The organism is Mesorhizobium vachelliae, from assembly GCF_033977325.1.
Taxonomy (GTDB): Bacteria; Pseudomonadota; Alphaproteobacteria; order Rhizobiales; family Rhizobiaceae; genus Mesorhizobium; species Mesorhizobium vachelliae.
In genome coordinates, this window is the sequence record NZ_JAVIIR010000008.1 from 201,188 (window position 1) to 225,711 (window position 24,524).

Annotated in this window: 23 protein-coding genes; 14 read left to right on the plus strand and 9 right to left on the minus strand. The window is 64.6% G+C overall.

Annotated elements, in window-relative coordinates:
* Window positions 1–1,836: a monovalent cation:proton antiporter-2 (CPA2) family protein gene (locus RFM41_RS18670; protein WP_320245000.1), complete on the minus strand. Its 1,836-nt coding sequence runs from the start codon at window positions 1,834–1,836 to the stop codon at window positions 1–3.
* Between the two features lie 364 nt (window positions 1,837–2,200).
* Between RFM41_RS18670 and RFM41_RS18675 the strand changes: the two genes are divergently transcribed.
* On the plus strand, window positions 2,201–2,467 hold the full coding sequence (locus tag RFM41_RS18675) for a hypothetical protein (RefSeq protein ID WP_040982305.1): 267 nt from the start codon (window positions 2,201–2,203) through the stop codon (window positions 2,465–2,467).
* Window positions 2,468–2,557: 90 nt separating this feature from the next.
* Here the strand turns inward: RFM41_RS18675 and RFM41_RS18680 are convergent, their stop codons facing one another.
* Window positions 2,558–3,454 (minus strand): LysR substrate-binding domain-containing protein, encoded by an 897-nt coding sequence (locus RFM41_RS18680; protein WP_320245001.1) that lies wholly within the window; start codon window positions 3,452–3,454, stop codon window positions 2,558–2,560.
* Between the two features lie 258 nt (window positions 3,455–3,712).
* Here RFM41_RS18680 and RFM41_RS18685 point away from each other — a divergent pair, with 258 nt between their 5' ends.
* Genes RFM41_RS18685 through RFM41_RS18715 form a run of 7 tightly spaced genes read left to right on the plus strand, consistent with a single transcriptional unit; the run spans window position 3,713 to window position 11,829 of the window.
* The gene (locus RFM41_RS18685) at window positions 3,713–5,227 is read left to right on the plus strand and encodes a leucyl aminopeptidase (RefSeq protein ID WP_320245002.1); all 1,515 of its coding nucleotides are present in this window, start codon (window positions 3,713–3,715) and stop codon (window positions 5,225–5,227) included.
* 35 nt (window positions 5,228–5,262) lie between these two features.
* Window positions 5,263–6,168, plus strand: a complete 906-nt coding sequence (locus RFM41_RS18690; RefSeq protein ID WP_320245003.1) for a proline iminopeptidase-family hydrolase — start codon at window positions 5,263–5,265, stop codon at window positions 6,166–6,168.
* 18 nt (window positions 6,169–6,186) lie between these two features.
* A complete protein-coding gene (locus tag RFM41_RS18695; RefSeq protein ID WP_320245004.1) occupies window positions 6,187–7,848 on the plus strand; it encodes an ABC transporter substrate-binding protein in 1,662 nt (553 codons plus the stop codon).
* A 60-nt stretch (window positions 7,849–7,908) separates the two neighbouring features.
* Window positions 7,909–8,904: an ABC transporter permease gene (locus RFM41_RS18700; RefSeq protein ID WP_430691480.1), complete on the plus strand. Its 996-nt coding sequence runs from the start codon at window positions 7,909–7,911 to the stop codon at window positions 8,902–8,904.
* Window positions 8,904–9,875 (plus strand): ABC transporter permease, encoded by a 972-nt coding sequence (locus tag RFM41_RS18705; RefSeq protein ID WP_320245006.1) that lies wholly within the window; start codon window positions 8,904–8,906, stop codon window positions 9,873–9,875. The genes RFM41_RS18700 and RFM41_RS18705 overlap by 1 nt, the downstream gene beginning before the upstream one ends.
* Complete coding sequence (locus RFM41_RS18710; protein ID WP_320245007.1) at window positions 9,872–10,825, plus strand: ABC transporter ATP-binding protein; 954 nt, start codon at window positions 9,872–9,874, stop codon at window positions 10,823–10,825. Before RFM41_RS18705 ends, RFM41_RS18710 begins: the two co-directional genes overlap by 4 nt.
* Before the next feature lie 14 nt (window positions 10,826–10,839).
* Window positions 10,840–11,829: an ABC transporter ATP-binding protein gene (locus tag RFM41_RS18715; protein WP_320245479.1), complete on the plus strand. Its 990-nt coding sequence runs from the start codon at window positions 10,840–10,842 to the stop codon at window positions 11,827–11,829.
* Window positions 11,830–11,876: 47 nt separating this feature from the next.
* Here RFM41_RS18715 and RFM41_RS18720 read toward each other — a convergent pair whose 3' ends face one another.
* The 4 genes from RFM41_RS18720 to RFM41_RS18735 all read right to left on the minus strand — a co-directional run bounded on the left by RFM41_RS18720 (window position 11,877) and on the right by RFM41_RS18735 (window position 15,640).
* Window positions 11,877–12,431, minus strand: coding sequence for a hypothetical protein (locus tag RFM41_RS18720; RefSeq protein ID WP_320245008.1), 555 nt, complete (start codon window positions 12,429–12,431; stop codon window positions 11,877–11,879).
* A gap of 99 nt (window positions 12,432–12,530) precedes the next feature.
* Window positions 12,531–13,607, minus strand: coding sequence for a YcjF family protein (locus RFM41_RS18725; protein WP_320245009.1), 1,077 nt, complete (start codon window positions 13,605–13,607; stop codon window positions 12,531–12,533).
* Window positions 13,604–15,073 carry a YcjX family GTP-binding protein gene (locus RFM41_RS18730; protein WP_320245010.1) on the minus strand — a complete coding sequence of 490 codons (1,470 nt, stop codon included), beginning with the start codon at window positions 15,071–15,073 and terminating at the stop codon, window positions 13,604–13,606. The genes RFM41_RS18725 and RFM41_RS18730 overlap by 4 nt, the downstream gene beginning before the upstream one ends.
* Window positions 15,074–15,136: 63 nt before the next feature.
* Window positions 15,137–15,640, minus strand: coding sequence for a SixA phosphatase family protein (locus tag RFM41_RS18735; RefSeq protein WP_320245011.1), 504 nt, complete (start codon window positions 15,638–15,640; stop codon window positions 15,137–15,139).
* Between the two features lie 250 nt (window positions 15,641–15,890).
* Between RFM41_RS18735 and dksA the strand changes: the two genes are divergently transcribed.
* The gene (dksA, locus tag RFM41_RS18740; RefSeq protein ID WP_040972254.1) at window positions 15,891–16,307 is read left to right on the plus strand and encodes an RNA polymerase-binding protein DksA; all 417 of its coding nucleotides are present in this window, start codon (window positions 15,891–15,893) and stop codon (window positions 16,305–16,307) included.
* A gap of 106 nt (window positions 16,308–16,413) precedes the next feature.
* Here the strand turns inward: dksA and RFM41_RS18745 are convergent, their stop codons facing one another.
* On the minus strand, window positions 16,414–17,145 hold the full coding sequence (locus RFM41_RS18745; protein WP_320245012.1) for a flagellar biosynthetic protein FliO: 732 nt from the start codon (window positions 17,143–17,145) through the stop codon (window positions 16,414–16,416).
* A gap of 208 nt (window positions 17,146–17,353) precedes the next feature.
* On the opposite strand from RFM41_RS18745, the gene cckA reads away from it, so the two are divergent.
* Window positions 17,354–19,939, plus strand: a complete 2,586-nt coding sequence (gene cckA, locus RFM41_RS18750) for a cell cycle histidine kinase CckA (RefSeq protein WP_320245013.1) — start codon at window positions 17,354–17,356, stop codon at window positions 19,937–19,939.
* Window positions 19,940–20,047: 108 nt separating this feature from the next.
* A complete protein-coding gene (locus RFM41_RS18755; RefSeq protein ID WP_320245014.1) occupies window positions 20,048–20,755 on the plus strand; it encodes a purine-nucleoside phosphorylase in 708 nt (235 codons plus the stop codon).
* Here RFM41_RS18755 and RFM41_RS18760 read toward each other — a convergent pair.
* On the minus strand, window positions 20,752–21,057 hold the full coding sequence (locus RFM41_RS18760) for a ribbon-helix-helix domain-containing protein (RefSeq protein WP_320245015.1): 306 nt from the start codon (window positions 21,055–21,057) through the stop codon (window positions 20,752–20,754). The genes RFM41_RS18755 and RFM41_RS18760 overlap by 4 nt on opposite strands.
* A 342-nt stretch (window positions 21,058–21,399) precedes the next feature.
* Here RFM41_RS18760 and RFM41_RS18765 point away from each other — a divergent pair, with 342 nt between their 5' ends.
* From RFM41_RS18765 to RFM41_RS18775, 3 genes are all read left to right on the plus strand, one after another.
* Entirely contained in the window at window positions 21,400–21,795 is a 396-nt protein-coding gene (locus RFM41_RS18765; RefSeq protein ID WP_320245016.1) for a VOC family protein, read from the plus strand.
* 78 nt (window positions 21,796–21,873) lie between these two features.
* Entirely contained in the window at window positions 21,874–22,422 is a 549-nt protein-coding gene (locus RFM41_RS18770) for a gluconate 2-dehydrogenase subunit 3 family protein (RefSeq protein WP_320245017.1), read from the plus strand.
* Between the two features lie 48 nt (window positions 22,423–22,470).
* Window positions 22,471–24,042, plus strand: a complete 1,572-nt coding sequence (locus tag RFM41_RS18775) for a GMC family oxidoreductase (RefSeq protein ID WP_320245018.1) — start codon at window positions 22,471–22,473, stop codon at window positions 24,040–24,042.
* Window positions 24,043–24,100: 58 nt separating this feature from the next.
* On the opposite strand, the gene RFM41_RS18780 is transcribed toward RFM41_RS18775, so the two are convergent.
* Window positions 24,101–24,490, minus strand: coding sequence for a hypothetical protein (locus RFM41_RS18780; RefSeq protein WP_320245019.1), 390 nt, complete (start codon window positions 24,488–24,490; stop codon window positions 24,101–24,103).
* Window positions 24,491–24,524 lie beyond the last annotated feature (34 nt).

Here is a 24,524-nt window from a genome sequence, read left to right on the forward strand (position 1 = left end):
TCAGTTCTTCGTTTCTGCCTGGTTCAGCACGACGGCGGTTTCCTGGTTCAGCGCCCGGCCGGCGCGGCGCGGTTGCGTCAGCGGCGTCGGGATCGGTGTGCCGATATTGCCCTTCAGGAAACGCTGGCCGGCGCGCACGCCTTCGGCCAATTGCGTCTCGAAGCGCGCTTCGTCGCGGCGCCGCACGTCCTCGATGACCTCGGCGACCTCTTCCGGATCGACGCCCAGCGCCTCGAGCGCTGAGCCGCCGAAGACCAGCGCCGATTCGAAGGTTTCACGCAATTGGTAGTCGACGCCAGCGCGCACGAGCTGCAGCGCGGTGCCGCGGTCGAAGGCGCGCGCCAGAATGGTGACCAACGGGAATTCGGCCTTGATCAGCTGGGCGATGCGCACGGCGGCGTCCGGCTTGTCGACGCAGATCAGCACCGCGCGGGCGCGCCCGGCGCCGGCCGCATGCAGGATGTCCAGCCTCGTGCCGTCGCCGTAATAGACCTTGAAGCCGAAATCGGCCGCCGCCTGGATCATCTCCACCTCGTTGTCGATGATCGAGACGTCCAGCCCGCGCAGCAGAAGCGGCTGGCTGGCGATCTGGCCGAAGCGGCCGAAGCCGATGATCAGCACGCTGCCGGTGAGGCCCTCGGCGATGTCGACGCCGTCGAGCGACTGCTCGTCGCGCGGGGTGAGGTAGCGCAGCGCCACGATCGCAAGCGGCGTCAGCACCATCGAGATGATGACGATGGCGGTCAGCGTGGCGTTGGCCTGGCCGTCGATGATGCCGACCGCGGCGGCGGACGAATAGAGCACGAAGGCGAACTCGCCGCCCTGCGCCATGAAGACGGCGCGTTCGAGCGCCTCGCGGTGGCCGCTCTTCAGGATACGCGCGACGACGTAGATGCCGACGGCTTTCATGACCATGTAGGCGACGACATAGACGGCGACGAGCCGCCAGTTCCGGGCGACGACGCCAAGGTCGAGCGACATGCCGACGGCGAGGAAGAACAGGCCGAGCAGGATGCCGCGGAACGGCTCGACATCGGCTTCGAGCTGATGGCGAAAGGTCGATTCCGATAGGAGCACGCCGGCGAGGAAGGCGCCCATCGCCATCGACAGGCCGGAGAGCTGCATGGCGAGCGCAGATCCCAGCACCACAAGCAGGGCGGCGGCGGTCATGACTTCGCGAGCGCGGGCGTCCGCCAGGATGCGGAAAAGCGGATTGAGCAGGTAACGGCCGGCCACGACCAGCCCGACGATCGCGGCGATGCCTATGCCGACTTCGGTCAGCCGCTCCGAAAAACTGGTCTCGGCGCCGCCCGGCGCGAGGAACGCCACCAGCGCAAGCAGCGGCACGATCGTCAGGTCTTCGAGCAGCAGGATGGAGACGATGCGTTGGCCTTTCGGCGTGGCGATCTCGCCGCGCTCCTCCAGCAACTGCATGACGATCGCCGTCGAGGTCAGGACGAAGCCGGCGCCGGCGACGAAGGACTGCGCGATCGGAAAGCCGCCGGCCAGTCCGACGAGAGTGAGCAGGACGGCGCAGACGCCGACCTGCAGCGCGCCAAGTCCAAAGATCTCGCGGCGCAGTCCCCAGAGCCGTGACGGCTGCATCTCCAGGCCGATGATGAACAGGAACATGACGACGCCGAGCTCGGCGACGTGGAGGATCGCTTCCGATTCGGAAAAGATGCGCAGGCCGAACGGGCCGATGACCACGCCGGCTGCGAGATAGCCGAGGATCGAGCCGAGCCCCATGCGCTTGAAGATCGGCACGGCGACGACGCCCGCGGCGAGCAGCGCCACCACCTGCACCAGATCGCTGCTCGAGGCTTCAACCGCCATGCCTGTCATCCCGTTGGTCTAAGGCGCGTCGCCTGAAACAGATTCAGGCGATGCGCCTTAGGTCTTTGCTTGATGCATGTCGCCCAGAACCGCTGCACACTTCTGGGCGACATGCATCAGAAGCACTCCTTGCATGCCCCGGGAGCGGGAGGCAAGGGCGCGGGGACTGGTCGAAAGGGCAGGATGCGCGCCCCAGGATACGAAGTGGCAGGCTGCGCGGCAAACGCCTGTTGCAGCTCCGTTACAGAAGTTTACGCGGCCGGGTTGTTGCGTGCGGCCACAATCAGAGGTTATGGCACGCTCGGCTTCGGCCATTGGAAGGCAGCCGCGATGGGCGGCTGCCTTTTTTGAGGAGATGATTGACATGAAGAAGTTTTTGCTCGTTGCCGTGGGTGTTGCGGCGCTGGCCGGTTCGGCTTGCTCCAAGGGGCCGGAATGTACGCAGGAAATCGCCGCCAAGAAGGCGCAGGACATGGCTGCCGCCCTCCAGGAAGCCATCACCAAGGATCCGAGCAAGGCGGCCGATCTGACCGCCAAGGTGCAGGCCGTGACGACGAAATATCAGGGCGCGACGACGCTCGACGAAGCCTGCAAGGCCTATGACGAGCTGACCGCCACCATCAAGGGTTGAGCGCAGCCGTCGACAGATGCGAAGGCGGTGGCCGGACGGCCGCCGCCTTTTTCGTTGCGTGGCGCTCGGTCGGCACCTTTCCGAGATGCGCTACGCGATACCCATCGTCCGCTTGTGGTCGGCAATCTCGGCGAGCAGCCAGTCCTGGAACAGGCCGGTGCCCGGCTTGTTTCCGATGCTGCGGCGTTGGTGCAGATAGATTCCGGCGGGATAGGTGTGGCGGGCGCTGAAGGGGGCGACAAGCCTGCCTTGCTGCAGAAGGTCCTGCGCCATCATGGTGTCGGCCAGAGCGATCCCCGCGCCGTTTATCACCTCGCGCATGATCAAGGTGCAGTCATCGAGCGTCGTGCTGGATTTCGGCGTGGTCTCCAGAACGCCTTCCTGTTCCAGCCAGCGCCGCCAACGCATGCTCTCGCATTCGTGGATCAGGTGATGATTGACCAGATCTGCCGGCGTCCTGAGCGGCACCGGTCCTTCGAGCAGCGAGGGCGCGCAGACCGGGGTCAGGACCAGCGGGATCAGCAGCGTCAAGGCCGGACCGGCCTTGTAGACGAACTCGTCGACAATGGCCAAATCGAAGTTGGCCCGCTTGCCCGACGTCGAGATCTCCAGGTCCACGGATGGATGCAGCTTGCGGAAATTAGGCAAGCGGTCGGCCAGCCAAAGGTTCAGGACGGCAGGCACGCAGAGCACCCTGACACGCTGGGTCCTGCCGTGCCCATGGACGAAGCTGACATCGTCGGTGGCGCGCCAGATGGCCTCGAATGCCTCGGAGAGGGAGCGCGCGTAGTATGAGCCCCTGATGGTCGGGGTGATCTGGCGAAAGCCACGCTCGAACAGGTCCTGGCCAAGGTTCCTCTCAAGCGCGCGGATGTGGCGGCTGACGGCCGAAGGCGTCAAATGCAGCTCTTCCGCCGCGTCCTTGATGCTGCCGAGGCGCGCGGCGGCCTCGAAGGCGCGCATGCCGTTGAGTGAGGGTAGGGCCATTGGCCGATCATGAATTGTCAGTTGAGTTTTTGTCAATCGACTTGGGCAAAATTGGCGTTTGATCGCCCGGCCGGTTCGGGGCTACCCAAATGGCAAGAGCGACTAAGTCGCCGTCAGAAAACAATTATTTGGGTACTCCGATACCATTCCCCAACGGCGCGAACCGGCCTCACCGGTCTTCACCGGTGGCAGGGAAGGTTTTGCGCGTAACGCAGCCGACTTGGCAGGAGCCGCCCCGCAAATGGGAGAACGAGCTTTATGCCTCAGTCGCCGGTGCCGGTCTTTGAAGCGGCGGACGAGATTTCTGCGGAAACCTCCGTGGTCGTGGTCCTGCAAACCGCTCAAAACGGTTTTGGTCCCCGTGCAGCGGCGCTCGATGCTGAAATGGACGGGATCTTGTCCCGCGCATGCTCCGACCCGGCCGCCCTTGAGGAGTCCGGCGCCTGCGTCGACGTCATCGCTCCCAAGGCCGTATCGGCCCGGCGCGTGGTGGTGCTGGCCTTGGGCAAGGCCGAGGCTGTGACCACGCTTTCTCTGGCGCGCGCCGGCGGTCTGCTTGCCGCGCATCTGGAAGGCAAGGGCGAATGCGCGGCTACCCTCGTGCTGGACCAACTCGTTGGTGTCGAGCTTCCGGCTGCGGAAGTCTTGGCGCGGGTCGCGCTCGGCATGCGGCTGCGGCGCTATCGGTTCGACATGCGCAACCGGCGTCAGGGGGCAGGCGCCGACCGCACCTTGCGAGTGCAATTGATCGGCGCGGCCGGTCCGGAACTGAAGGCGGCGCTGGCTCGGGTCAACGCCATCGCCGACGGTGTCGAATATGCGCGCACGCTGGTCAACCTGCCGCCGAACCATCTCCACCCCGACAATTTCCATGACCACCTGGAGCCGCTGCGCGAGGCCGGCATCGATGTCGAGATCCTCGACGCGGCGCGGCTGAAGGAGCTCGGCATGAATGCGGTCCTGGCCGTCGGCTCCGGCTCGGCGCGACCGCCGCGCGTCGCCGTCCTGCGCTATCGCGGCAAGGGCGCTCCCGCGCAGCCGCTGGCCTTCGTCGGCAAGGGCGTCTGCTTCGACACCGGCGGCCTGTGCATCAAGCGCGGCGAGCAGATGTTCGACATGAAGGCCGATATGGGCGGCGCGGCCGCCGTGGTCGGCCTGTTGATTGCGCTCGCACGGCAAGGCAGCCCGGTGCATGCCGTCGGCGTGCTCGGCATTGCAGAGAACATGCCGTCCGGCACCGCTCTCAAGCCACGCGACATCATCACGACGGCGTCAGGGCAGACCGTGGAAGTGTTCGACACGGATGCGGAAGGCCGGCTCATCCTGGCCGACTGCCTCTACTATGCCGCTTCGCGTTTCAATCCGTCGGTGATCGTCGATCTGGCCACGCTGACCTATTCGGTGATGCGGGGCCTCGGCTCAGTCTTTGCCGGCCTTTTCAGCACCGACGACACCATCGCCTCGCGCATGATCGCGGCCGGGGAAAAGGTCGGCGAGAGGTTCTGGCAGCTGCCGCTCGACCGGGCCTATGACGAGGGGCTGCAATCGCCCTTCGCCGACATCCGCCATCACGCCAAGGATATGGAAGACGGCGACGCGCCCTATGCGGCTGCCTTCCTGCGCAATTTCACCGAGGACCGCCCGTGGGTGCATCTCGACATTGCCGGCAAGGAACTGGCCGACAAGGACCGGCCGCTGGGCCGGGAAGGCGCCACAGCCTTTGGCGTGCAGATGCTGGAAGAGTGGGTGCAATCCGGCCGGGCGGCGAACTAGGCAACGAGATGTCTTCAACCAAGCAGGGAACCGCAATGCCGTCCAAGATCGTCAGCAAGGAAGGTCGGGCCGGCTTCGGCGCCTATGAAACCTGGTATCGGATCAGCGGCGAGCTCGATGCCGGCAAGGCTCCGGTGGTGATCCTGCATGGCGGGCCGGGCGCCGCGCATAATTACGTCGATGCCTACAAGCTCCTTGCCCGGGACGGCCGCGCGGTCATCCACTACGACCAGTTGGGCTGCGGCAATTCCACCTTGCTGCCGGAAAAGGGCGCCGATTTCTGGACGCCCCAACTCTTCATCGACGAGCTGGAAAACCTCATCGACCATCTCGGCATCCGCGGCGGCTTCCATGTGCTGGGGCAGAGCTGGGGCGGCATGCTGGGCGCCGAATATGGCGTGACCCGGCCGAAAGGCCTGAAGTCGCTGACTATCGCCAACTCGCCGGCTTCGATGAAGCTTTGGGTCGAGGAGGCCAACCGGCTGCGCACCGATCTGCCCAAGGACGTGCAGGAGACGCTGACGAAGCACGAACAGGCCGGCACGACGGACGATCCGGCCTACCAGGAAGCGACGATGCGGTTCTACGAACGGCATGTCTGCCGGGTCGTGCCGTTCCCGCCCGAGGTGACGGAAACCTTCGCCCAGATCGTGCGCAATCCGACCGTCTACAACGTGATGAACGGCCCGAACGAATTCCATGTCATTGGGACGCTGAAGAGCTGGAGCGTCATCGACCGACTGCCGGCGATCGATGTCCCCACACTTCTCATCTCCGGCCGTTACGATGAGGCCACGCCGGCGACCGTGCAGCCCTTCAAGGACGGCATCAAGGGATCGCGTTGGCAGATATTCGAGCATTCCAGCCACATGCCCCATGTCGAGGAGCAGGACCTGTGCATGCGGGTGGTGGGAGACTTCCTGGACCACAACGACAACTGAGAAAAGGGGAATGACGACATGAAGAAACTGCTTTTGGCGGCGTCGGCCGCGGCATTGCTGGCCGGCTCGTGGCTCGCTCCGGCGCAGGCCGAATATCTCAAGGAGCACCGTGGCGGCACCATTCGCCTTCTTGCCCGCTCGGCGGCCGGAACGCTCGATCCGCACATCAACTACACCGACCAGGGCTGGCAGATGTACCAGCCGATCTATGACGGCCTGGTCGCCTTCCGAAAGGCCGAAGGCGTCGACGGCTTTTCCGTCGTTCCCGATCTGGCCGAGGCGCTGCCCACGGTCAGCAATGACGGCAAGACCTTCACCTTCAAGCTGCGCAAAGGCATCAAGTTCTCCAACGGGCAGGACCTCGGCGTGAAGGACGTCGTCGCCTCGTTCCAGCGCATCTTCAAGGTTTCCGGCCCGACCTCGGGCACCTTCTATGCCGGCATCGTCGGCGCCGACAAATGCCTGGCCGACACCAAGAGCTGCACGCTGGAAGGCGGCGTCGTGGCCGACGAGGCGGCTGGCACGATTACCCTCAACCTCACCAAGCCGGACGCCGAGATCCTCTACAAGCTTGCCTTGCCGCATGCCGTGATCCTGCCGGCGGACACGCCGACGGAGGATATGGGCTCCAAGCCGATCCCCAGCACCGGCGCCTACATGATCTCGGCCTTCGATCCCAACAAGGGCATGACGGTTTCCCGCAACCCCAATTTCAAGCAGTGGAGCGAGGAAGCCCAGCCGGACGGCTATCCGGATGTCGTGCAGTATGATTTCGGCCTGTCGGAAGAGGCGGCCGTGACGGCCATCCAGAACGGCGAAGCGGACTGGATGTTCGACGCGCTGCCCAGCGACCGTCTCGGCGAACTCGGCAGCAAGTCCATGGACCAGCTGCATATCTCGCCGCTTTCGGCCTGGTGGTACGCGCCGCTCAACACCCGCATGGCTCCATTCGACAATGAAAAGGCCCGTCAGGCCGTCGCTTACGCAGTCGACCGCAACACGCTGGTCAAGCTGTTCGGCGGCAAGGTGCTGGCTTCGCCGGTCTGCCAGGTTCTGCCGCCGGACTTCCCCGGACATGAGGACTATTGCCCCTTCACCAAGAACCCTGGCGCCAAATGGTCGGCTCCGGACGTCGACAAGGCAAAGCAGCTCGTCGAGGAATCGGGCACCAAGGGCCAGAAGGTGACGATCATCGTCGAGGACACCGCGATCTCGCGGTCGATCGGCGTCTATCTGCAGAGCGTGCTGACCAACATCGGCTATGTCGCCGACGTCAAGCCGATCTCGTCCAACCTTCAGTTCACCTATATCCAGAACACCAACAACAAAGTGCAGATGTCCGTCACGCAGTGGTACAAGGACTACCCGGCGGCGTCGGACTTCCTGAACATCCTGTTCAGCTGCGCGTCCTATCGCGAAGGCTCGGACGCTTCGATCAACATTTCCGGCTTCTGCGACAAAGATATCGACGCCCAGATGCAGAAGGCGCTGGACCTCGGCGTGACCGACCAGAAGGCGGCCGACAAAATGTGGGCGGCAATCGACAAGCAGGTCACGGACAAGGCGCCGGCGGTCGGTCTCTTCACGCCGAAGCGGCTTGATTTCGTCAGCAAGCGCATCGGCAATTTCAAGTTCAACCCGCAGTTCAACTGGATTATCACCCAGTCCTGGGTGCAGTAAGGGGCCTGGATGCAGTAACGAACCGCGAAGGACATAAACGTGTCCAGCCAAGTCGCAGCCATGCCGCGCAAGACGCGAGGGCCTTGGGCCGTCGCGTTTGCGAAGCTGGCAACGGACAGGGCCGCCATGGCGTCCCTGACCGTGTTCCTCATCATCGTTCTCGCCTGTTTCAGCGCGCCGCTCTACGCGAAATGGGCGGGCACGGATCCGTTCGCCTCGACGCTCGACGCCGTCATCCAGATCGACGGCGCCGACGTTCCGGTGATGGAACAGTCGACCGAAGGACTGGGGCTTGGCTACACGCCGATCGGTCCGACCTGGCGGCTCGGCAATTATTTCCTCGGCGCCGACAGCCAGGGACGGGACGTCATGGCAAGGTTGCTTTATGGCGGCCTTAACTCGCTTTTGATCTCGGGTGCTGCCACCATCTTCACGCTGATCTTCGGCACGATGGCGGGACTGATCGCCGGCTATTTCGGCGGCATCACCGACACGGTGCTGTCGCGCTTCCTTGACGTGCTCTGGGCATTTCCGATCTATCTCCTGGCGATCTCGCTTTCCATCGTCACCATCGCGCAGGGCATAGCGATCGGGCCGATCGAGATCCAGTCGGGCAGCCTATGGCTGCCGATTATCATCATAGGCATCGTCTATATACCCTATGTCGCGCGCCCGATCCGCGGGCAGGTCCTGGCGTTGCGGCACAGCGAATTCGTGCTCGCCGCGATCAATCTCGGCGTGCCGGGCTGGCGCATCCTGTTGCGCGACATCCTGCCCAACATCACCACCACGCTCATCGTCTTCGTGCCACTGATGATGGCGCTGAACATGCTGACGGAATCAGCGCTTTCATTCCTGTCGATCGGCGTGCAGCCGCCGGCTGCAAGCTGGGGCACCATCATCCAGGACGGGCAGGCGCTGCTCTACACGCGGCCGCTGGTGGCGCTGGTGCCGGGGCTGGCGATCGCCGTTTCCGTCATGGCACTCAATGTCTTCGGCGACGGTCTGCGCGATGCGCTCGACCCGCGCTCGAAAGTCCGGCTGGGGCGCGACTGATGATCTACGCGATCCTGCGCCGTTTCGGTCAGATGCTGTTCGTGATGTTCGGCATCTCGGTCATCGTCTTCCTGATCTTCTTCGCCACGCCCGGCGCCGACCCCGCCGCACGCATCGCCGGCCGCAACGCGTCGCCTGAAGTGCTGGCGGCGGTGCGCCACAGCTTCGGCTTCGACCAGCCGCTCTATGTGCAATACACGCGCATGATGGAGAAGATCTTCGTCACCGGCGACCTGACCTCCTTCGTCAATCGGGGCTGGAAGGTGGTGCCGGCCGTCATGGATTCGATTCCCGTCACGCTCTCGCTGGTGTTCGGGGCCGCGGTGCTATGGGTGGTCGTCTCGATCATCATCGGCATCGTCGCCGCGGCCACCCGCGACAGCTGGCTGGACAAGCTTCTGATGGCGCTGGGCCTGCTCGGCATTTCCATGCCGGTCTACTGGCTGGGCGAGGTGATGAACCTGATCACCCAGAGCCGTTATCACGACAGCTGGGCGTTCTCCTGGGTGCCGCCGCTCGGCTACAAGAACTTTTCGGACGATCCGAAAGGCTGGTTCCTGACGCTGATTATCCCGTGGATCACGCTGGCCATCCTCTATATCGGCATCTACGGGCGGGTGTTGCGCGCGGCCATCATCGAATCCATGCAGGAGGATTACATCCGCACCGCCCGCGCCAAGGGCCTGTCGGAGACCCGCATCCTGTTCCGCCACGCGCTGCGCACCTCGCTGATCGCCTTCGTCACGCTGTTCGGCCTCGACTTCGGCGCGCTGGTGGGCGGCTCGGCCTTGCTGACCGAAGTCGTGTTCGGCCTGCACGGCATCGGCAAGCTCACCTATGACGCATTGCAGAACCTCGATTTGCCGATGATCATGGCGACGGTCATGTATGCGTCCATGTTCGTGGTCGTCGCCAATGCCGTGGTCGATTTCGTCTACATCCTTCTCGATCCGCGCCTGAGGACATCATGATACTGTCGGTGCGCGATCTCAAAGTGTCCTTCCGAACCCATGACGGGCCGGTGCGGGCCATCGACGGCGTTTCCTTCGACCTCGAGGAGAGCGAGATCCTTGGCGTCGTCGGCGAATCCGGCTCGGGCAAGACGGTGTCGCTGCTCGCCGTGATGGGGCTCATCACCGATCCGAACGCCACCATCGAAGGCTCGATCCGCTACAAGGGCCGCGAGCTGGTGGGCCTGTCGCCGCGCGAGCTGAGGCGCCTGCGCGGCAACGAGATCGCGATGATCTTCCAGGATCCGATGACGGCGCTGACGCCGGTCTACACGATCGGCTGGCAGATCGCCGAGCAGATCCGGGCGCATCGCGGCGTCAGCAAGGCCAAGGCGATGGAGCGCGTCGAGCAGCTCTTGGCGGAGGTAAATTTCCCCAATCCGCATGAGGCGATGTCGCGCTATCCGCACCAGCTTTCAGGCGGCATGCGGCAGCGGGCGGTGATCGCGATGGCCTTGTCCTGCGATCCGGCGCTGCTGGTGGCCGACGAGCCGACCACCGCGCTCGACGTCACCGTGCAGGCCGGCATCCTTGATCTCGTGCGCAAATTGCGGGCGAAGCATAAGTCGGCCGTGGTCTTCATCACGCATGACATGGGTGTCGTCTCCGAGCTCGCCGACCGCGTCATGGTCATGTATGCCGGCCGCGTGGTGGAGCGCGGCACCCGCACTGAGCTGTTTTCCGATCCGCGGCATCCCTATACGCGCGCGCTGCTCGGCTCGATCCCGCCGCTCACCGGCCAGAAGCCGCGCCGTCTGCCGGCCATTCCCGGCTCGCCGCCGTCCTTACTGCGGCTGCCGCAAGGCTGCGCCTTCGGTCCGCGCTGTCCCGTCCGCTACGAGCCTTGCGAGGCCGGCAAGCCAGGACTCGGCAGCGGCGCGCATGCCGCCGCATGTTTTCGGGTGGCATAGGCATGAGCGAAGCAATGATTGACGCCGACCGACCGATCCTCGAGACGCGCTCGCTGGCCAAGCGCTTTTCGATCGGCACCTGCTTTTCCGCCGAGGGCAGGCGGACCGTGCATGCGGTCGACAACGTCTCGCTGACCGTGCGGCGCGGCGAGACGGTCGGCCTGGTCGGCGAATCCGGATGCGGCAAGTCCACGCTGGCGCGCTGCCTGGTCCGGCTCTACGACATCACCGACGGCAAGCTTCTGTTCGAAGGCGACGACATCACCGCGAAGTCGTTGTCCGAGCTCAGGCCGCTGCGGCGGCGCCTGCAAATGGTCTTCCAGGATCCCTCGGCCTCGCTCAATCCGCGCCGGCGTGTCGGCGACCTCGTGGCCGAGCCGTTGCGCATCCACGGCAAGCTTTCATCCAAGGAGGTCACCGCGCGCGTGGCGGAGCTGTTCGATCTGGTGGGGCTGCTGCCGGACCACGTGATGCGCTATCCGCATGAATTCTCCGGCGGCCAGCGCCAGCGCGTCGGCATCGCGCGGGCGATCGCGTTGAACCCCGACCTTGTCGTGCTGGACGAGCCCGTCTCGGCGCTGGACGTGTCGGTTCAGGCGCAGATCGTCAACCTGCTGGCCGACCTGCAGGAGAAGCTGAAGCTCACCTATATCTTCATCGCCCACGACCTCTCGGTGGTGCGTCAGGTCTCGACACGCATCGCGGTGATGTATCTCGGCTCGATCGTCGAGGAAGGACCGGCGGAAGACGTGTTCGCGACGCCCGCCCATCCTTACAGCCAGGCGCTGATCTCGGCCGTTCCGGTCGTCGAGACGACGCCCACGGGCGCGCGCAAGCGCATCATCCTCACCGGCGACGTGCCGAGCCCGCTGAAGCCTCCGTCCGGATGCCGTTTCCACCCGCGATGCCCGATCGCGGTTGATCGCTGCCGCTCGGAACGGCCGGAACTGAAGGAATACAGTCCAGGCCGCAAAGTGGCTTGCCACTTCCCGACTTTGACTTGAGCCGTCTATTTTCGTGAGTGTAGGCGCGGTTGCCGGGACCGCGCCGGTCAGTTCTTGGCGATGGCGCCGACCTCGACCGAGTCGATCCGCTTCAGGCTCATGCCGATCACCGGCACCAGCTGATTGTTGACGCGCACGGCCACCGTCACGGTCATCGAATTGCCGTCGGGGACGCGCGCCTGCATGACGCCGTTCAGCTGCTTGCGGTTGATGGTGAAGACGACCTTCTGGGCATCGACGACATTGCCGCCGACAATGTCCATTCCGCTTTCGGTGGAGCCGCCCATGAAGGTGCCCCTGTAACCGTCGCGACCCTTACGCTCGACGCTGGCCGACATCTTTTGCGTGAACACACCGACCCTGCAGCCACCGTCAAGCGTCATGCCGAGCTTGCTGGCCGGCGTCGAGCCGTTGAAATCGCAGGTGAATTTGGTACCCTTGTACTTGCCGGCGATGATCTCGCCAGGGCCGACCCATCTGCCTTCGACCGAATGGAAGAACTGCTTGTCCGGTTCCGCGCCGAAGGCCTTTTCGACCAATCCGAGCGGCGCGGCAATCGCAACCGTCGCAGGCAGCACGCAGGACAAGATCACGCTTCTCATGGACGACACCCGGCACGACAGAGTCTATTCTTGGGACCAGGCTGACCATGGAGAAGATTGGTTAACGCTTCGTCACTACCGGCGGCATTCGCGTTTACCCTATTCGTCTGCCTGACCGTCCTTTTTTGCCGCAAAAGAGGTCAGCGCCGAGAGGAAATCGCCCAGGCCAGGGCGCTTGACGGCGATGAACGGCAGGGGGCGGGCGGTTTCCATCGCGGCGATGCCGATGCGCGCCGTCATCATACCGTTGACCACGCCCTCGCCGAGTTTTGCCGAGAGCTTCGCGGCAAGCCCATGGCCGACGATCTGCTGCACGAAGCTGTCGCCGACCGCGATCGAGCCGGTCACCGCCAGATGCGCGAGCACACCGCGCGCCAGCCGGAAGAAACCGAGCGTGCCTGGGCGGCCGCCATAGAGCTCGGAGAGCCGCCGGATCAGGCGCCCGGCTTCGAACACGACATAGGCGATGTCGACCAGCGCGCGGGGGCTGACCGCCGTGATCAGGGATACGCGCTTCGCCGCCTCGAGGACCATGATCTTGGCGCGGGCATCGAGGGGCGACAGGATCTCGGTCTCGGCCAGCCGCACCAGATTGGCGCCGTCGATGATCTCGCCGCGCAATTCGGCGAGCGAACGGCGGCCGGCCGCCGTCTCGGGCTTGGCGGCGACGAAAGCCGAGAGCTCGCCGACCAAGGCGCGCGCGGCCTTGGGATCGTCACGCGCGACCGCATCCAGCGCCCGCTTCTGCATCTTCTCGACTTCGGCCAGGCGGGCGATGGCGAGGAATTCGCGGATGAGGATGACGATCAGCGAAAGCAGCGCGATCGCTGCAAGGCCGGCCGCCAGCCAGCCGAGCCATTCGGCGCGTGCGAACAGGTCGCGGATGAGCTGATCGGCCCACAGGCCGACCGCCAGCGAGACGAGCGCGCCAAGAGCGCCGAAGAACAGCCGCGCCAGCAGCGAACGCTTTCGCCGCGCCGGCGGCGGAACCGCGGCCTCGATGTCCGGTTCGTCGAAGACGTCGACTTCCGAGGGGATCACGACTGCCACATCCGACCTCGCGGCGCGTGGCCTGCGCGCCGGCTGCTCCTCGGCGACGCGGTTTTGCTGTTGTTGCGGCGGCGCCTCGGTCTCAGGCTCGATGCGGAAGGCCGCCGGTTTGCGGGGCGCGGTCATGCCAGATGGTCTCCGATCAGGAACTGCAGCGCGCGGTCGAGCCGGATATGCGGCAGGGACAGCGTGACGCCTTCGGCGGTGCGTTCGAGCTTCGGCGGACGGAAACGCACGAAGCGGATCGCCGGTTCGGCGCTGTCGGGCGCTCCGGACATGTCGAACACCGCATCGACCTTTTCCGGCAAATCGCCCGGGAATATGGCGGTTTCGGTCTTTCCGTCGAATGTCTCGCCGTTGATCTTCTCGCCCTTCAGCGGCGTGCCGATGATGACCGGCAGCGTCTCGCGGCCCTGCTTCACCGTGCCCTCGCGGGTCGAGCGAACCGCGGCCATGGCGACGACATCGACGGCGGCGCCGCTGAAATTCGCCCGCGCGACGGCGCGGTCGGTCAGCCGGCGCACGATCGCCTGCAGCCGGTCGTGGCTTTCATGGTGCAGATGGTCGGCCTTGGTCGCGGCGACCAGGATGCGGTCGATGCGGCGCGAGAAGAAGTCGGTCAGGAAATTGCCCCGTCCGGGCCGGAAGCAGGACAGGATCTCGGTGACCGCGCGCTCCAGATCGGCCATGGCGGCCGGGCCGGCATTGAGCGCCTGCATGGCGTCGATTAGCACGATCTGCCGGTCGAGGCGGGCGATGTGCTCGCGAAAGAACGGTTTGACGACATGCGTCTTATAGGCCTCGTAGCGGCGCTCCATCATCGCCTGCAGCGATCCGGAGCGCGGCCGGCCTTGCGACAGCGTCATCAGCGGCGCGAAGGTGAGGGCCGGAGAGCCTTCCAGATCGCCCGGCATCAGGAAACGGCCGGGCGGCAGCGTCGACAGCGCGCGTTCGTCGAGCTTGCAGGCCTTGAGGTAGGCGGCAAAGCTCTCGGCCAGATGGCGCGCCGTCATCTCGTCTGCATCGGCATCGGGGCTGATGGTGGAAGCCAGCTCGCGCCATGCCTGCGACAGGTCGGAGCGGACGGGCAGGGCGGCCAGCTCGACCGCCTCGCGCGAAAAATCGGCGAAGGACTTGCCGAGCAGCGGCAGGTCGAGCAGCCATTCGCCGGGGTAGTCGACGATGTCGATGGATAGTTTTCCGGCTGAGAACAGCCGGTTCCAGCCGGAAGCCGACTCATATTCGACGGTGAGCCGAAGCTCGGAGATGGCGCGGGTCGAGTCCGGCCAGACGCGGTCGTTCACCAAAGCCGCGACATGGTCTTCATACTGAAAACGCGGAACTGCATCGTCCGGCTGCTCCTCGAGGAAGGCGCGGGCGATGCGGCCGGATTTCTGCGCTTCGAACAGCGGGAGGCGTCCGCCATGGATGAGGTTGTGGACGAGGGCGGAGATGAAGACGGTCTTGCCGGCGCGGGAGAGCCCGGTGACGCCAAGACGCAACGACGGAGAGAAGAGCCCGGCGGCGCGGCCCGACAGCGTGTCGAGCGCAATCCTTGCCTCGTCGGTGAAATTCGTCAGCGATGATGCCAAATCAGGTCTCGGGTTGCGCGCCAGCGTCCGATATAGGCTTTGGGCCGCGGGTTTGAAATGGCCTCAAAGGGCGGCGGGCGTGAGAAAGGCTTCGAGATAGCCGCTGCCCTGCGCCGCTTCGGCAAGGTTGCCGGGAAAGCGCACCACCGCGAGGCCGGAGGTCGGAAAACCGTGGTTCATCATGCCGCGCGCCGCCTCATCGCCGTCGCCCGACACCGCCACAGCCAAGTCCTCGGTCATGGGGTTGTGGCCGATCACCAGAAGCTGATCGGCGCCGCCATTTTTCCGGATGATGTCGAGGTAGCCGGCCGCATCCTCGCTGTAGAGGGTGTCGAAGAACAGGACCCGGCCGGTGTCGATGCGCCCCGCCAGGCCTTCCAGCGTCTGCCTTGCGCGCTTGGCGTTGGAGCAAAGCGTGACGTCCGGCACATAGTTGCGGGCCCGCATGGCCTCGCCGATCGCTTCGGCATCGGCCATGCCCGATTCGTCGAGCGGGCGGTCGAAATCGCGCACGCCGGGCAGCGCCCAGCCGGCCTTGGCATGCCGCAACAGATAAAGCCTGCTCAACCGGACCCCCATGGCACCGCCTTCGTAGCAAAGCGCGATTAGTCACCAGAACGATGTCATGCACAATGGTTGGGGCCAGCAACTGCAACGAATCATGTGCGAATTCGTTGTCTGCGGTTGAAACAACGTCGTCGAGAGGAGCCGCCGATGCGAGACTAACAATTGCGTGAAACTCTGTCCGATAACGCTTGTGCAGGCTGTTGTCCCCTAATATATAGGCGCCAAATTTTGGGGTTGTTGGGTGAGTCGAATGAACGACATCGTTACCGCCGATTACGTACCCTCCGAAGACGAGCCGTTCATGAACGAACGGCAAAAATCGTACTTCCGCCAAAAGCTTATCACCTGGAAGAACGACATACTGCGCGAAGCGCGCGAGACCCTCGAAATCCTGCAGCAGGAAAACGCCAACCACCCCGACCTGGCCGATCGCGCCTCTTCCGAAACCGACCGCGCCATCGAATTGCGCGCCCGCGACCGCCAACGCAAGCTCATCTCGAAAATCGACTCTGCGCTCCAGCGCATCGACGAAGGCACCTACGGCTATTGCGAGGAAACCGGGGAGCCGATCGCGCTGAAGCGACTTGACGCGCGCCCGATCGCGACGCTGTCGATCGAGGCGCAGGAGCGCCACGAGCGCCGCGAGAAGGTCTATCGCGACGACTGACGCGAACCGAATAGGCAAGAAAACGTAGAGAATGGCCGGATTTCCGGCCATTTTGTTTTTAGCGCCAAAGTGTTTCACGGAGACCGTGAAACGTGTTGCCGTTAGGTCAGCGCTTATGGCTGCCCAATTCGCCAAGCAGCTTGGTCATCTCGTCATCGAGGGAAGGCTTGGGCGCTGGTTTGCTTGCCGCCGGCTGGGAGTGCGTCTCGTCGAGAGAGGTCTCGAGTTCGTGCATCAGCGTATCGTCGATGGAATCGTTCGAGGGCGGCGGCGTGTATCTGGTGCTGCCGTTGGCCGTCCCGTAGCCCGGCAGCGGCATGACCTTGGCCGTCGGTTGGCTTGGCGCCGCCGGCTTGGGCGCGGGAGCGGGCGCCGGCGCGCGCGGGCGTGTGGCAGCTGCCGGCTGGGCGGCAGGCGGCGATGGTTGCCTGACGGGGGCAGGTGCGGGAGCCGGCGCCGGTTGTGGGGCGCGGGGACGGGGAGCTGTGGCTGACGCCTGCTGCTGCGTGCTGTCGCCGGTCAGAGCAGGTCGGCGAGGTGCTGCCAGCCGGATATCGCGCTCGACCACGACATCGGTCGGGCCGCCGATCAGGATCAGGTGCTCGATGTCATCGCGGCGTACCAGCACCAGCCTGCGATGGCTGTCGACGGCGGTGGCATCCATGACCGCAAGGCGCGTCTTGCGGTTCCTGCCGCCGGCCACGAAGGTGCCGAAGGTCAGGTTGCGCACCACCTTGATAACGAGCAGGACGACGACAAGCAAAATCAGCGCCGCGAACGTCCACAGGATTGCAGCGACATAACCCGGACCCGCCACGTTATCCAGCCACTGCAGCATCGGTGCACCCAATTGCCTCTTCGAGTGAGGCGACACTAGACCGCCACGGCGGCCCGCCGCAAGTTCACATCACCTATCGTGAACAGTTTGAAACATGAATCGTTGATTTTATCGGACATTTGCCGCCGAGGCCTTTTCCGTTACAGGAGAATGTGATTCAACCGGCCGTCCGCGCCCATCGGACACCGGAATCACGAGCAGGGGGAACATGGCCAAGGAAGCGCGCGGCGATTTCTATCCGGTACCGATCGTCGACCAGAACACGCGTCCGGGCGCCGTCGCCAGGCTCATCGTATTCATCGTCGTGCTGACCGGCGCCGCGATCGTCTTCGGACTTTTCCGCGAGCGTCTCGGCGATCCTTTCCTGCTCGGCATGCTCGGCGTGCTCGCCATGATCGGCGTCGGCTTCCTGTTCGCGACAGCGATCGGCTTCGTGCAGATCGCGCCGCGCTCGACCGGCGACGAATTGTCGAAGGCCTTCGTCGACTCGATGTCGCAGGGCCTGCTGGTCACCGACACCAAGGGCCGCGTCGTCTACGCCAACCGCGCCTATGCCGATATGACGGGTGCTGCCTCGGCCGCCGATCTCAAGACGGTCGAAGGGCTGCTGTCGGATGTTCCCGAAGCCTCGATGACGATCTACCGGCTGGCATCGGGCCTGCGCGACGGCCAGGCCGGCGATGGCGAGTTCCGGCTGGCGCAGTCGATCAAGCCGGGCGCCGAGCCCGGCGCGCGCTGGTACCGGGCCCGCGCCCGCGCCTTCAGCATGCCCGGGCAAAGGCTGCCGATGCTGGCCTGGCAGCTCGCCGACATTTCGCAGGAACGGGCGGAGCAGGAGCGTTTCTTCCTCGACCTGCAGAAAGCCATCGACCATCTCGACCATGCGCCGGCCGGGTTCTTCTCGGCCGATCAGGAAGGCCGTGTCACCTATATCAACGCCACGCTCGCCGAGTGGCTGGGCATCGACCTTGCCTCCTTCACGCCGGGCGCCATCACGCTGCCGGAAATCATCGCCGGCGACGGCATGGCGCTGGTGCGTTCGGTCAAGGCCGATCCGGGCACGACCCGCAACGCCGTCATCGACCTCGACCTCACCACCATGAGCGGCCAGGCGCTGCCCGTGCGCTTCATGCACCGGGTTTCGGCAAGCCGCGAAGGCGTGAACGGCCCGACCCGCACGATCGTGCTCAACCGTACCCAGGGCGAGGACGCTTCGGCCGAACTCAGAGCGTCGGAGGTTCGCTTCACCCGCTTCTTCAACTCAACGCCGATGGCCATTGCCGGCGTCGATGCGAGCGGACGCATCCTGCGCACCAATGCGCCGTTCCTGCAGCTGTTTTCATCCGTGGTCGATCGCGACGCCGTCGACCGGCGGGTGCGGTTCGAGACCATCGTCCACGAACGCGACCGGCCGGCCTTCGCCGCCGCCTTCGAGAAGGCCCGGCAGCGGCAGGCCAATATCGAGCCGATCGACTCCGTGCTGCCTGGCAACGAGGAGCGCCACATCCGCTTCTACGTCAACGCCGTGGCCGACAGCGCGGGTAGTGAGGGCGCCGAGGAATCGGCCATCGTCTACGCGGTCGAGACCACCGAGCAGAAGGCGCTCGAGGGGCAGATGGCGCAAAGCCAGAAGATGCAGGCGGTCGGGCAACTCGCCGGCGGTATCGCGCATGACTTCAACAACGTGCTGACCGCCATCATCATGGCGTCCGACCTTCTCTTGACCAATCACCGGCCGTCGGACCCGTCCTTCCCCGACATCATGAACATCAAGCAGAACGCCAACCGGGCGGCCTCGCTCGTGCGGCAATTGCTGGCCTTCTCGCGCAAGCAGACGCTGCGGCCGGAAGTGCTCAACCTGACCGATGTCCTGGCCGATCTCCGGATGCTGCTTGCCCGGCTGGTCGGCAACGATATCAAGCTCAAGATCGATCACGGCCGCGACCTGTGGCCGGTCAAGGTCGATATCGGCCAGTTCGAGCAGGTGGTGGTCAATCTCGCGGTCAATGCGCGCGACGCCATGCCAAGCGGCGGCGACCTTACCGTGCGCACCCGCAACGTCACGGCGGAAGAGTGCAAATCCTTCGCCTATCGCGAATTGACGCCGGCCGATTATGTGCTCGTCGACGTCGAGGACACCGGCAGCGGCATCGCGCCCGACGTGCTGAAGAAGATCTTCGAGCCGTTCTTCACGACCAAGGAAGTGGGCAAGGGCACCGGCCTCGGGCTGTCGATGGTCTACGGCATAATCAAGCAGACGGGCGGCTTCATCTTCTGCGATTCCGAAGTCGGCAAGGGCACGGTGTTCCGTATCTTCCTGCCGCGCCACATCGCCGAGGTGAAGAAGCAGGCCGAGCCCAGCGAGGCGCCGGCCGCCGCCGCGACGGCGCCGGCCAGGCCGGCCGACACGGCCAAGGATCTCTCCGGCTCGGCCACCGTGCTCCTGGTCGAGGACGAGGACGCCGTGCGCATGGGCGGCGTCAGGGCGCTGACCTCGCGCGGCTACACCGTGCACGAGGCATCGTCGGGCGTCGAGGCGCTGGAGGTGTTCGAGGCGCTCGGCGGCAAGGTCGATATCGTCGTGTCCGACGTGGTGATGCCGGAGATGGACGGGCCGACATTGCTCGGCGAGCTGCGCAAGCGTCAGCCGGACATCAAGTTCGTGTTCGTTTCGGGCTATGCCGAGGACGCCTTCGCGAAGAATCTGCCGGCCGACGCGCATTTCGGCTTCCTGCCGAAACCGTTCTCGCTCAAGCAATTGGCGACGATCGTCAAGGACGTTCTGGAATCCTAGATCGTTTCAGCGTTTCCCTGGACCTGCTCTAAATAAGCGATCGCTTGCGGATTGCGGCCACCCTGTCATGATGGCGACCGGATGGGTCTATCATGGGGGTGATAGCGCGTGACGCCGCATATCGAGGCGGACCGGGGGGATTATGCCGAAACCGTGCTGTTGCCGGGCGATCCCGAGCGTGCCCAATGGATGGCGGAAACCTTTCTCGAGGCGCCGCGCCGCGTCAACCGCCGAAGGGGCGCGCTGGGCTTCACCGGCCGGTTCCGCGGCAAGCCCATCAGCATCCAGGCGACCGGCATCGGTGTTTCGTCCTTCCTGATCTACGCCCACGAACTGCTCGATTATCATGGCGCCAAAACGCTGATACGCACCGGCACCTGCGGCGGCTTGTCGGAAGAAGTGCCCCTGCGCGGCGTCGTGATCTCCAGCGAGGTGCGGGCGGAGGGCGCAATCAGCGGGCAGGTGTTCGGGCTATACCAGCCCGCGGGACCGGACCCGGCGCTGCATGCGCTGGCGCTGCGACGCGCGGCCGAACTCGGCATCGCCAGCGTCGCTGGACTGACGATCTGCAGCGATGTGTTCCACCATCCCGGCGGCCGCGCCCGGTTCGACGAGCCGATGGCGCTCGGAGCGCTGGCCGTCGATATGGAGACCAGCGCGCTCTATCGCATCGCGGCGCAATTCGGCGCACGAGCGCTGTCGCTGCTCACCGTTGTCGATCATATCGCCACCGGTGAGATGACCGAGTATTCGGAGCGCCAGGCTTTGTTCACCGACATGACCCGGCTGGCGCTTGAAGTCGCCGCAGAGAGCTAGGCGGCTTCGCGCTTCAACGCGGCCCGCTCCTCGGCGTTGGGCCGGTGGCCCCGCAGATAGAGCGCGCAGGTCGTGCGCAGCATGGAAGCGAAGTTCGGGATCTGACCATTGATCTCGATCGCCTCGTCGTAAAGCTTCGAGATGAATTTCGGGGTCGTCAGTCCCTGGCTGTCGGCGATCTCGTCAAGCAGACCCCAGAACGTCGCCTCGAGCTGGATGCTGGTCGAATGGCCGTCAATGCGGATCGACCTGTTGATCTGCCGATAGCCTTCCGGGTCTTGCCCGGCGAAGACTCTGCACATCGGTACCTCCCGTTTGTTATTTGTCTTGGGCGCCGATTGAGCTGGCTGGCGCCTCTTTGAACACTGCCTGCGTCGGTCATCTTCGATCCGATAGCCGGCAACGGCAATCGGACTTTCGTCCTTAAAGCGCGTCGACCGAAACCGTTTCGGCGCAACGCGCTCTAAGCTTTTGTTTGCTGCATGCCGTTCCCCAAACCGCGGCACACTTTTGGGCGGCATGCAGCTAAAACTGTAGCGACACTAGCCGTTTTCCAGCCCCACGCGTGGTAATCGGCTGCCACCACCATTTTTCGCAGGCGCGCATAATCAGCTTCGAGAGCACGAAGAGCTGCGGAGTCCGATTTGGCGAAGACGATCCATTCCATGATCAGGGTTCTCGACGAGGCGCGGTCCGTCGATTTCTACAACAAGGCCTTTGGCCTCGAGATCGCGCAGCGGCTCGATTTCGAGACCTTCACGCTGATCTATCTCAGCAATGCCAGTTCGCCTTTCGAGGTGGAGCTGACCGTGAACAAGGGGCGCACCGAACCCTATGCGCTCGGCGACGGCTACGGCCATCTCGCCGTCTCGGTCGCCGATCTCGACAGCGAGCACGACCGTATCGGCGCGCTCGGTCTCAACCCGAAGAAGATCGTCGAGTTCAACCGCGACGGGGCGCAGATCGCCCGCTTCTTCTTCATCGAGGATCCCGACGGCTACAAGATCGAGGTCCTGCAGCGGGGAGGGCGCTTCCAATAGGGGACATCTGCCGCGGAGAGGCGCGGCGCCAGCAACGGCACTCCCACGGGGGTGCGAACAGCAAGCAGGGAGGAAATCATGGTCACAGTCTACGAGAAGACACCGGATTACGAGCAGAAAGCCGGGCTTTCGCGGCGCGAGCTTCTCAAGCGCGGCGGCGCGGGCGCGCTGCTCATCATCTCCGGCAGCGCCATCAACAGCCCGGAACACGCCTGGGGTCTCGAAACCTCGGCGCTGAAGCCCGAGACGATGGCGACGCTGATCCAGGTGGCGCGCGACATCTATCCGCACGACCAGGTGCCGGACAAATATTACGCCATTGCCGTCAAGGGTCATGACGAGACGGCGGCCAAGGACCCGGCGCACAAGGAGCTGATCGAGAAGGGCATCGCCGAGCTCGACAAGAAGGCCGGCAAGGGCGGCTATCGCGGGCTTGGCTGGGAGGAGCAGCGGGTGGCGCTTCTCACCGGCATCGAGAAGACGCCCTTCTTCCAGGCGGTTCGCGGCGGGCTTGTCGTCAGCCTCTACAATCAGAAGGAGGTGTGGCCGATCTTCGGCTACGAGGGCGAGTCCTATTCCAAGGGCGGCTACATCGCGCGCGGCTTCAACGACATCGAGTGGCTGTAGGCCGCTCTGTCACGAACCGCTTTTCGACGGATTTCATGGGAGGAAACCATGGCAGCTTCATTTGATCTCAACAATGACGGCGTGGTCGTCATCATCGGCTCCGGCGCGGGCGGCGGCACGCTCGGCAACGAGCTCGCGCAGAAGGGGATAGACGTCGTCATCCTCGAGGCGGGCGCCCGCCACGAATATGAGGACTTCATCAACGACGAGTGGGACTCCTTCGCCCAGCTCGCCTGGAAGGACAAGCGCACCACCTCGGGCGACTGGCGCGTCGCCAGGGATTTCCCGAACCTGCCGGCCTGGATCGTCAAATCGGTCGGCGGCTCGACCACGCACTGGGCAGGCGCCTCGCTGCGCTTCCAGGAGCACGAGTTCAAGACGGCCACGACCTACGGCAAGGTCAAGGGCGCGAACCTTTTGGACTGGCCGGTGACGCTGGCCGAGATGGAGCCCTATTACGCCAAGGCCGAAGCCAAGATGGGCGTGACCGGCACCAACAACTGGCCGCGGCTGCCGGGCAACAACAACTTCAAGGTGCTCAAGGCCGGCGCCGACAAGCTCGGCTACAAGGAGTGCCACACCGGCAACATGGCCATCAATTCGGTGGAGCGCGACGACCGCAATTCCTGCCAGCAGACCGGCTTCTGCTTCCAGGGCTGCAAATGGGGCGCCAAATGGTCGACGCTCTACACCGAAATCCCGAAGGGCGAGGCGACCGGACATCTGGAGGTTCGGCCGAACTCGATGGCGATCAAGATCAACCATGACGCTTCAGGCAAGGTGACCGGCGTCGTCTACGCCGACAAGGACGGCAAGCTGCAGGAGCAGAAGGCCCGCATCGTCGCCGTCGCCGGCAATTCGATCGAGAGCCCGCGGCTGCTGCTCAATTCGGAGTCGAGCAAGTTCCCGCACGGGCTCGCCAACTCGTCGGGGCAGGTGGGCAAGAATTACATGCGCCACACCACCGGCTCGGTCTACGCCATCTTCGACAAGCCGGTGCATATGTATCGCGGCACCACCATGGCCGGCATCATCCGCGACGAGGCGCGCCACGATCCTTCGCGCGGCTTCGTCGGCGGTTATGAGATGGAGACCTTGTCGCTCGGCCTGCCGTTCATGGCGGCCTTCCTCAATCCGGGCGGCTGGGGCCGTTCCTTCACCACGGCTCTCGACCATTACGACCATATGGCGGGCCTGTGGATCGTCGGCGAGGACATGCCGCGCGAGGAGAACCGCATCACGCTGCACAAGGACGAAAAGGACGAGCACGGCATGCCGATCGCCGACGTCCATTTCGACGATCATCCCAACGACGAGGCCATGCGCAACCATGCCTATAAGCAGGGTCAGGCGCTCTATGCCGCAGTCGGCGCGACCAGGACCTTCCCGACGCCGCCTTATCCCTCGACCCACAATCTCGGCACCAACCGGATGAGCGAGAAGGCGGAGGACGGCGTCGTCAACAAGCACGGCCAGTCGCACGACATCAAGAACCTGTTCGTTTCCGACGGCAGCCAGTTCACCAGCGGCGCGGCGGAAAATCCGACGCTGACCATCGTGACGCTGGCGATCCGGCAGGCCGACTACATCGCAGCCCAGATGTCGGCCAAGACCATCTGACCTCCCGACTGCCTGCTGGCGCGGGACCCGCGAGGGTTCCGCGCCTTTTTTATGCGGGCTATCTTCTGGTGCAGGTCGAGGCCGTGAAGGCGCCGTCCTGCTGCTTCATGATGATGTCGAAAGAGGGGCCGCTTGGGTCGTCCAGCGTCGCCTGGGTCATTGAGATCGAATTGCCGCCGCTGGTGTAGCCGCCGAGCGGACCAAGCCAGGTGATCTCGCCATTGGGGTTCATCTGGTAATTGTAAGGCGGCGGCGCGGCGCCGAAGGTCACAGGGCCGCTGTAGAGGCTGCCCTTGATGGTGATCTCGCCGAGGTTGAGGAACAGGCCGAGCAGGTAGACCTCGCAGTGATAGACGCCGTCCGGCAGCTTGCCGTCGGCGAAATCGGCGCGGGCGCCGCCGGCGACGGATATGAGAAGCAGGAAAGTCAGGATCGTTCGCAGGGCCATGACGTCGCTCGTTTGCACGGCGACCTTGCCCCAT

Excerpts from the sequence above, each read along its gene's own strand:
- RFM41_RS18770 (WP_320245017.1), top strand. The coding sequence starts at position 21,874 with ATGGTCACAGTCTACGAGAAGACACCGGATTACGAGCAGAAAGCCGGG.
- RFM41_RS18745 (WP_320245012.1), bottom strand. The coding sequence starts at position 17,145 with ATGCTGCAGTGGCTGGATAACGTGGCGGGTCCGGGTTATGTCGCTGCA.
- RFM41_RS18705 (WP_320245006.1), top strand. The coding sequence starts at position 8,904 with ATGATCTACGCGATCCTGCGCCGTTTCGGTCAGATGCTGTTCGTGATG.
- dksA (WP_040972254.1), top strand. The coding sequence starts at position 15,891 with ATGAACGACATCGTTACCGCCGATTACGTACCCTCCGAAGACGAGCCG.
- RFM41_RS18720 (WP_320245008.1), bottom strand. The coding sequence starts at position 12,431 with ATGAGAAGCGTGATCTTGTCCTGCGTGCTGCCTGCGACGGTTGCGATT.
- cckA (WP_320245013.1), top strand. The coding sequence starts at position 17,354 with ATGGCCAAGGAAGCGCGCGGCGATTTCTATCCGGTACCGATCGTCGAC.
- RFM41_RS18715 (WP_320245479.1), top strand. The coding sequence starts at position 10,840 with ATGATTGACGCCGACCGACCGATCCTCGAGACGCGCTCGCTGGCCAAG.
- RFM41_RS18760 (WP_320245015.1), bottom strand. The coding sequence starts at position 21,057 with ATGTGCAGAGTCTTCGCCGGGCAAGACCCGGAAGGCTATCGGCAGATC.
- RFM41_RS18675 (WP_040982305.1), top strand. The coding sequence starts at position 2,201 with ATGAAGAAGTTTTTGCTCGTTGCCGTGGGTGTTGCGGCGCTGGCCGGT.
- RFM41_RS18710 (WP_320245007.1), top strand. The coding sequence starts at position 9,872 with ATGATACTGTCGGTGCGCGATCTCAAAGTGTCCTTCCGAACCCATGAC.
- RFM41_RS18690 (WP_320245003.1), top strand. The coding sequence starts at position 5,263 with ATGCCGTCCAAGATCGTCAGCAAGGAAGGTCGGGCCGGCTTCGGCGCC.
- RFM41_RS18775 (WP_320245018.1), top strand. The coding sequence starts at position 22,471 with ATGGCAGCTTCATTTGATCTCAACAATGACGGCGTGGTCGTCATCATC.
- RFM41_RS18670 (WP_320245000.1), bottom strand. The coding sequence starts at position 1,836 with ATGGCGGTTGAAGCCTCGAGCAGCGATCTGGTGCAGGTGGTGGCGCTG.
- RFM41_RS18680 (WP_320245001.1), bottom strand. The coding sequence starts at position 3,454 with ATGGCCCTACCCTCACTCAACGGCATGCGCGCCTTCGAGGCCGCCGCG.
- RFM41_RS18725 (WP_320245009.1), bottom strand. The coding sequence starts at position 13,607 with ATGACCGCGCCCCGCAAACCGGCGGCCTTCCGCATCGAGCCTGAGACC.
- RFM41_RS18780 (WP_320245019.1), bottom strand. The coding sequence starts at position 24,490 with ATGGCCCTGCGAACGATCCTGACTTTCCTGCTTCTCATATCCGTCGCC.
- RFM41_RS18700 (WP_430691480.1), top strand. The coding sequence starts at position 7,909 with ATGCCGCGCAAGACGCGAGGGCCTTGGGCCGTCGCGTTTGCGAAGCTG.
- RFM41_RS18695 (WP_320245004.1), top strand. The coding sequence starts at position 6,187 with ATGAAGAAACTGCTTTTGGCGGCGTCGGCCGCGGCATTGCTGGCCGGC.
- RFM41_RS18685 (WP_320245002.1), top strand. The coding sequence starts at position 3,713 with ATGCCTCAGTCGCCGGTGCCGGTCTTTGAAGCGGCGGACGAGATTTCT.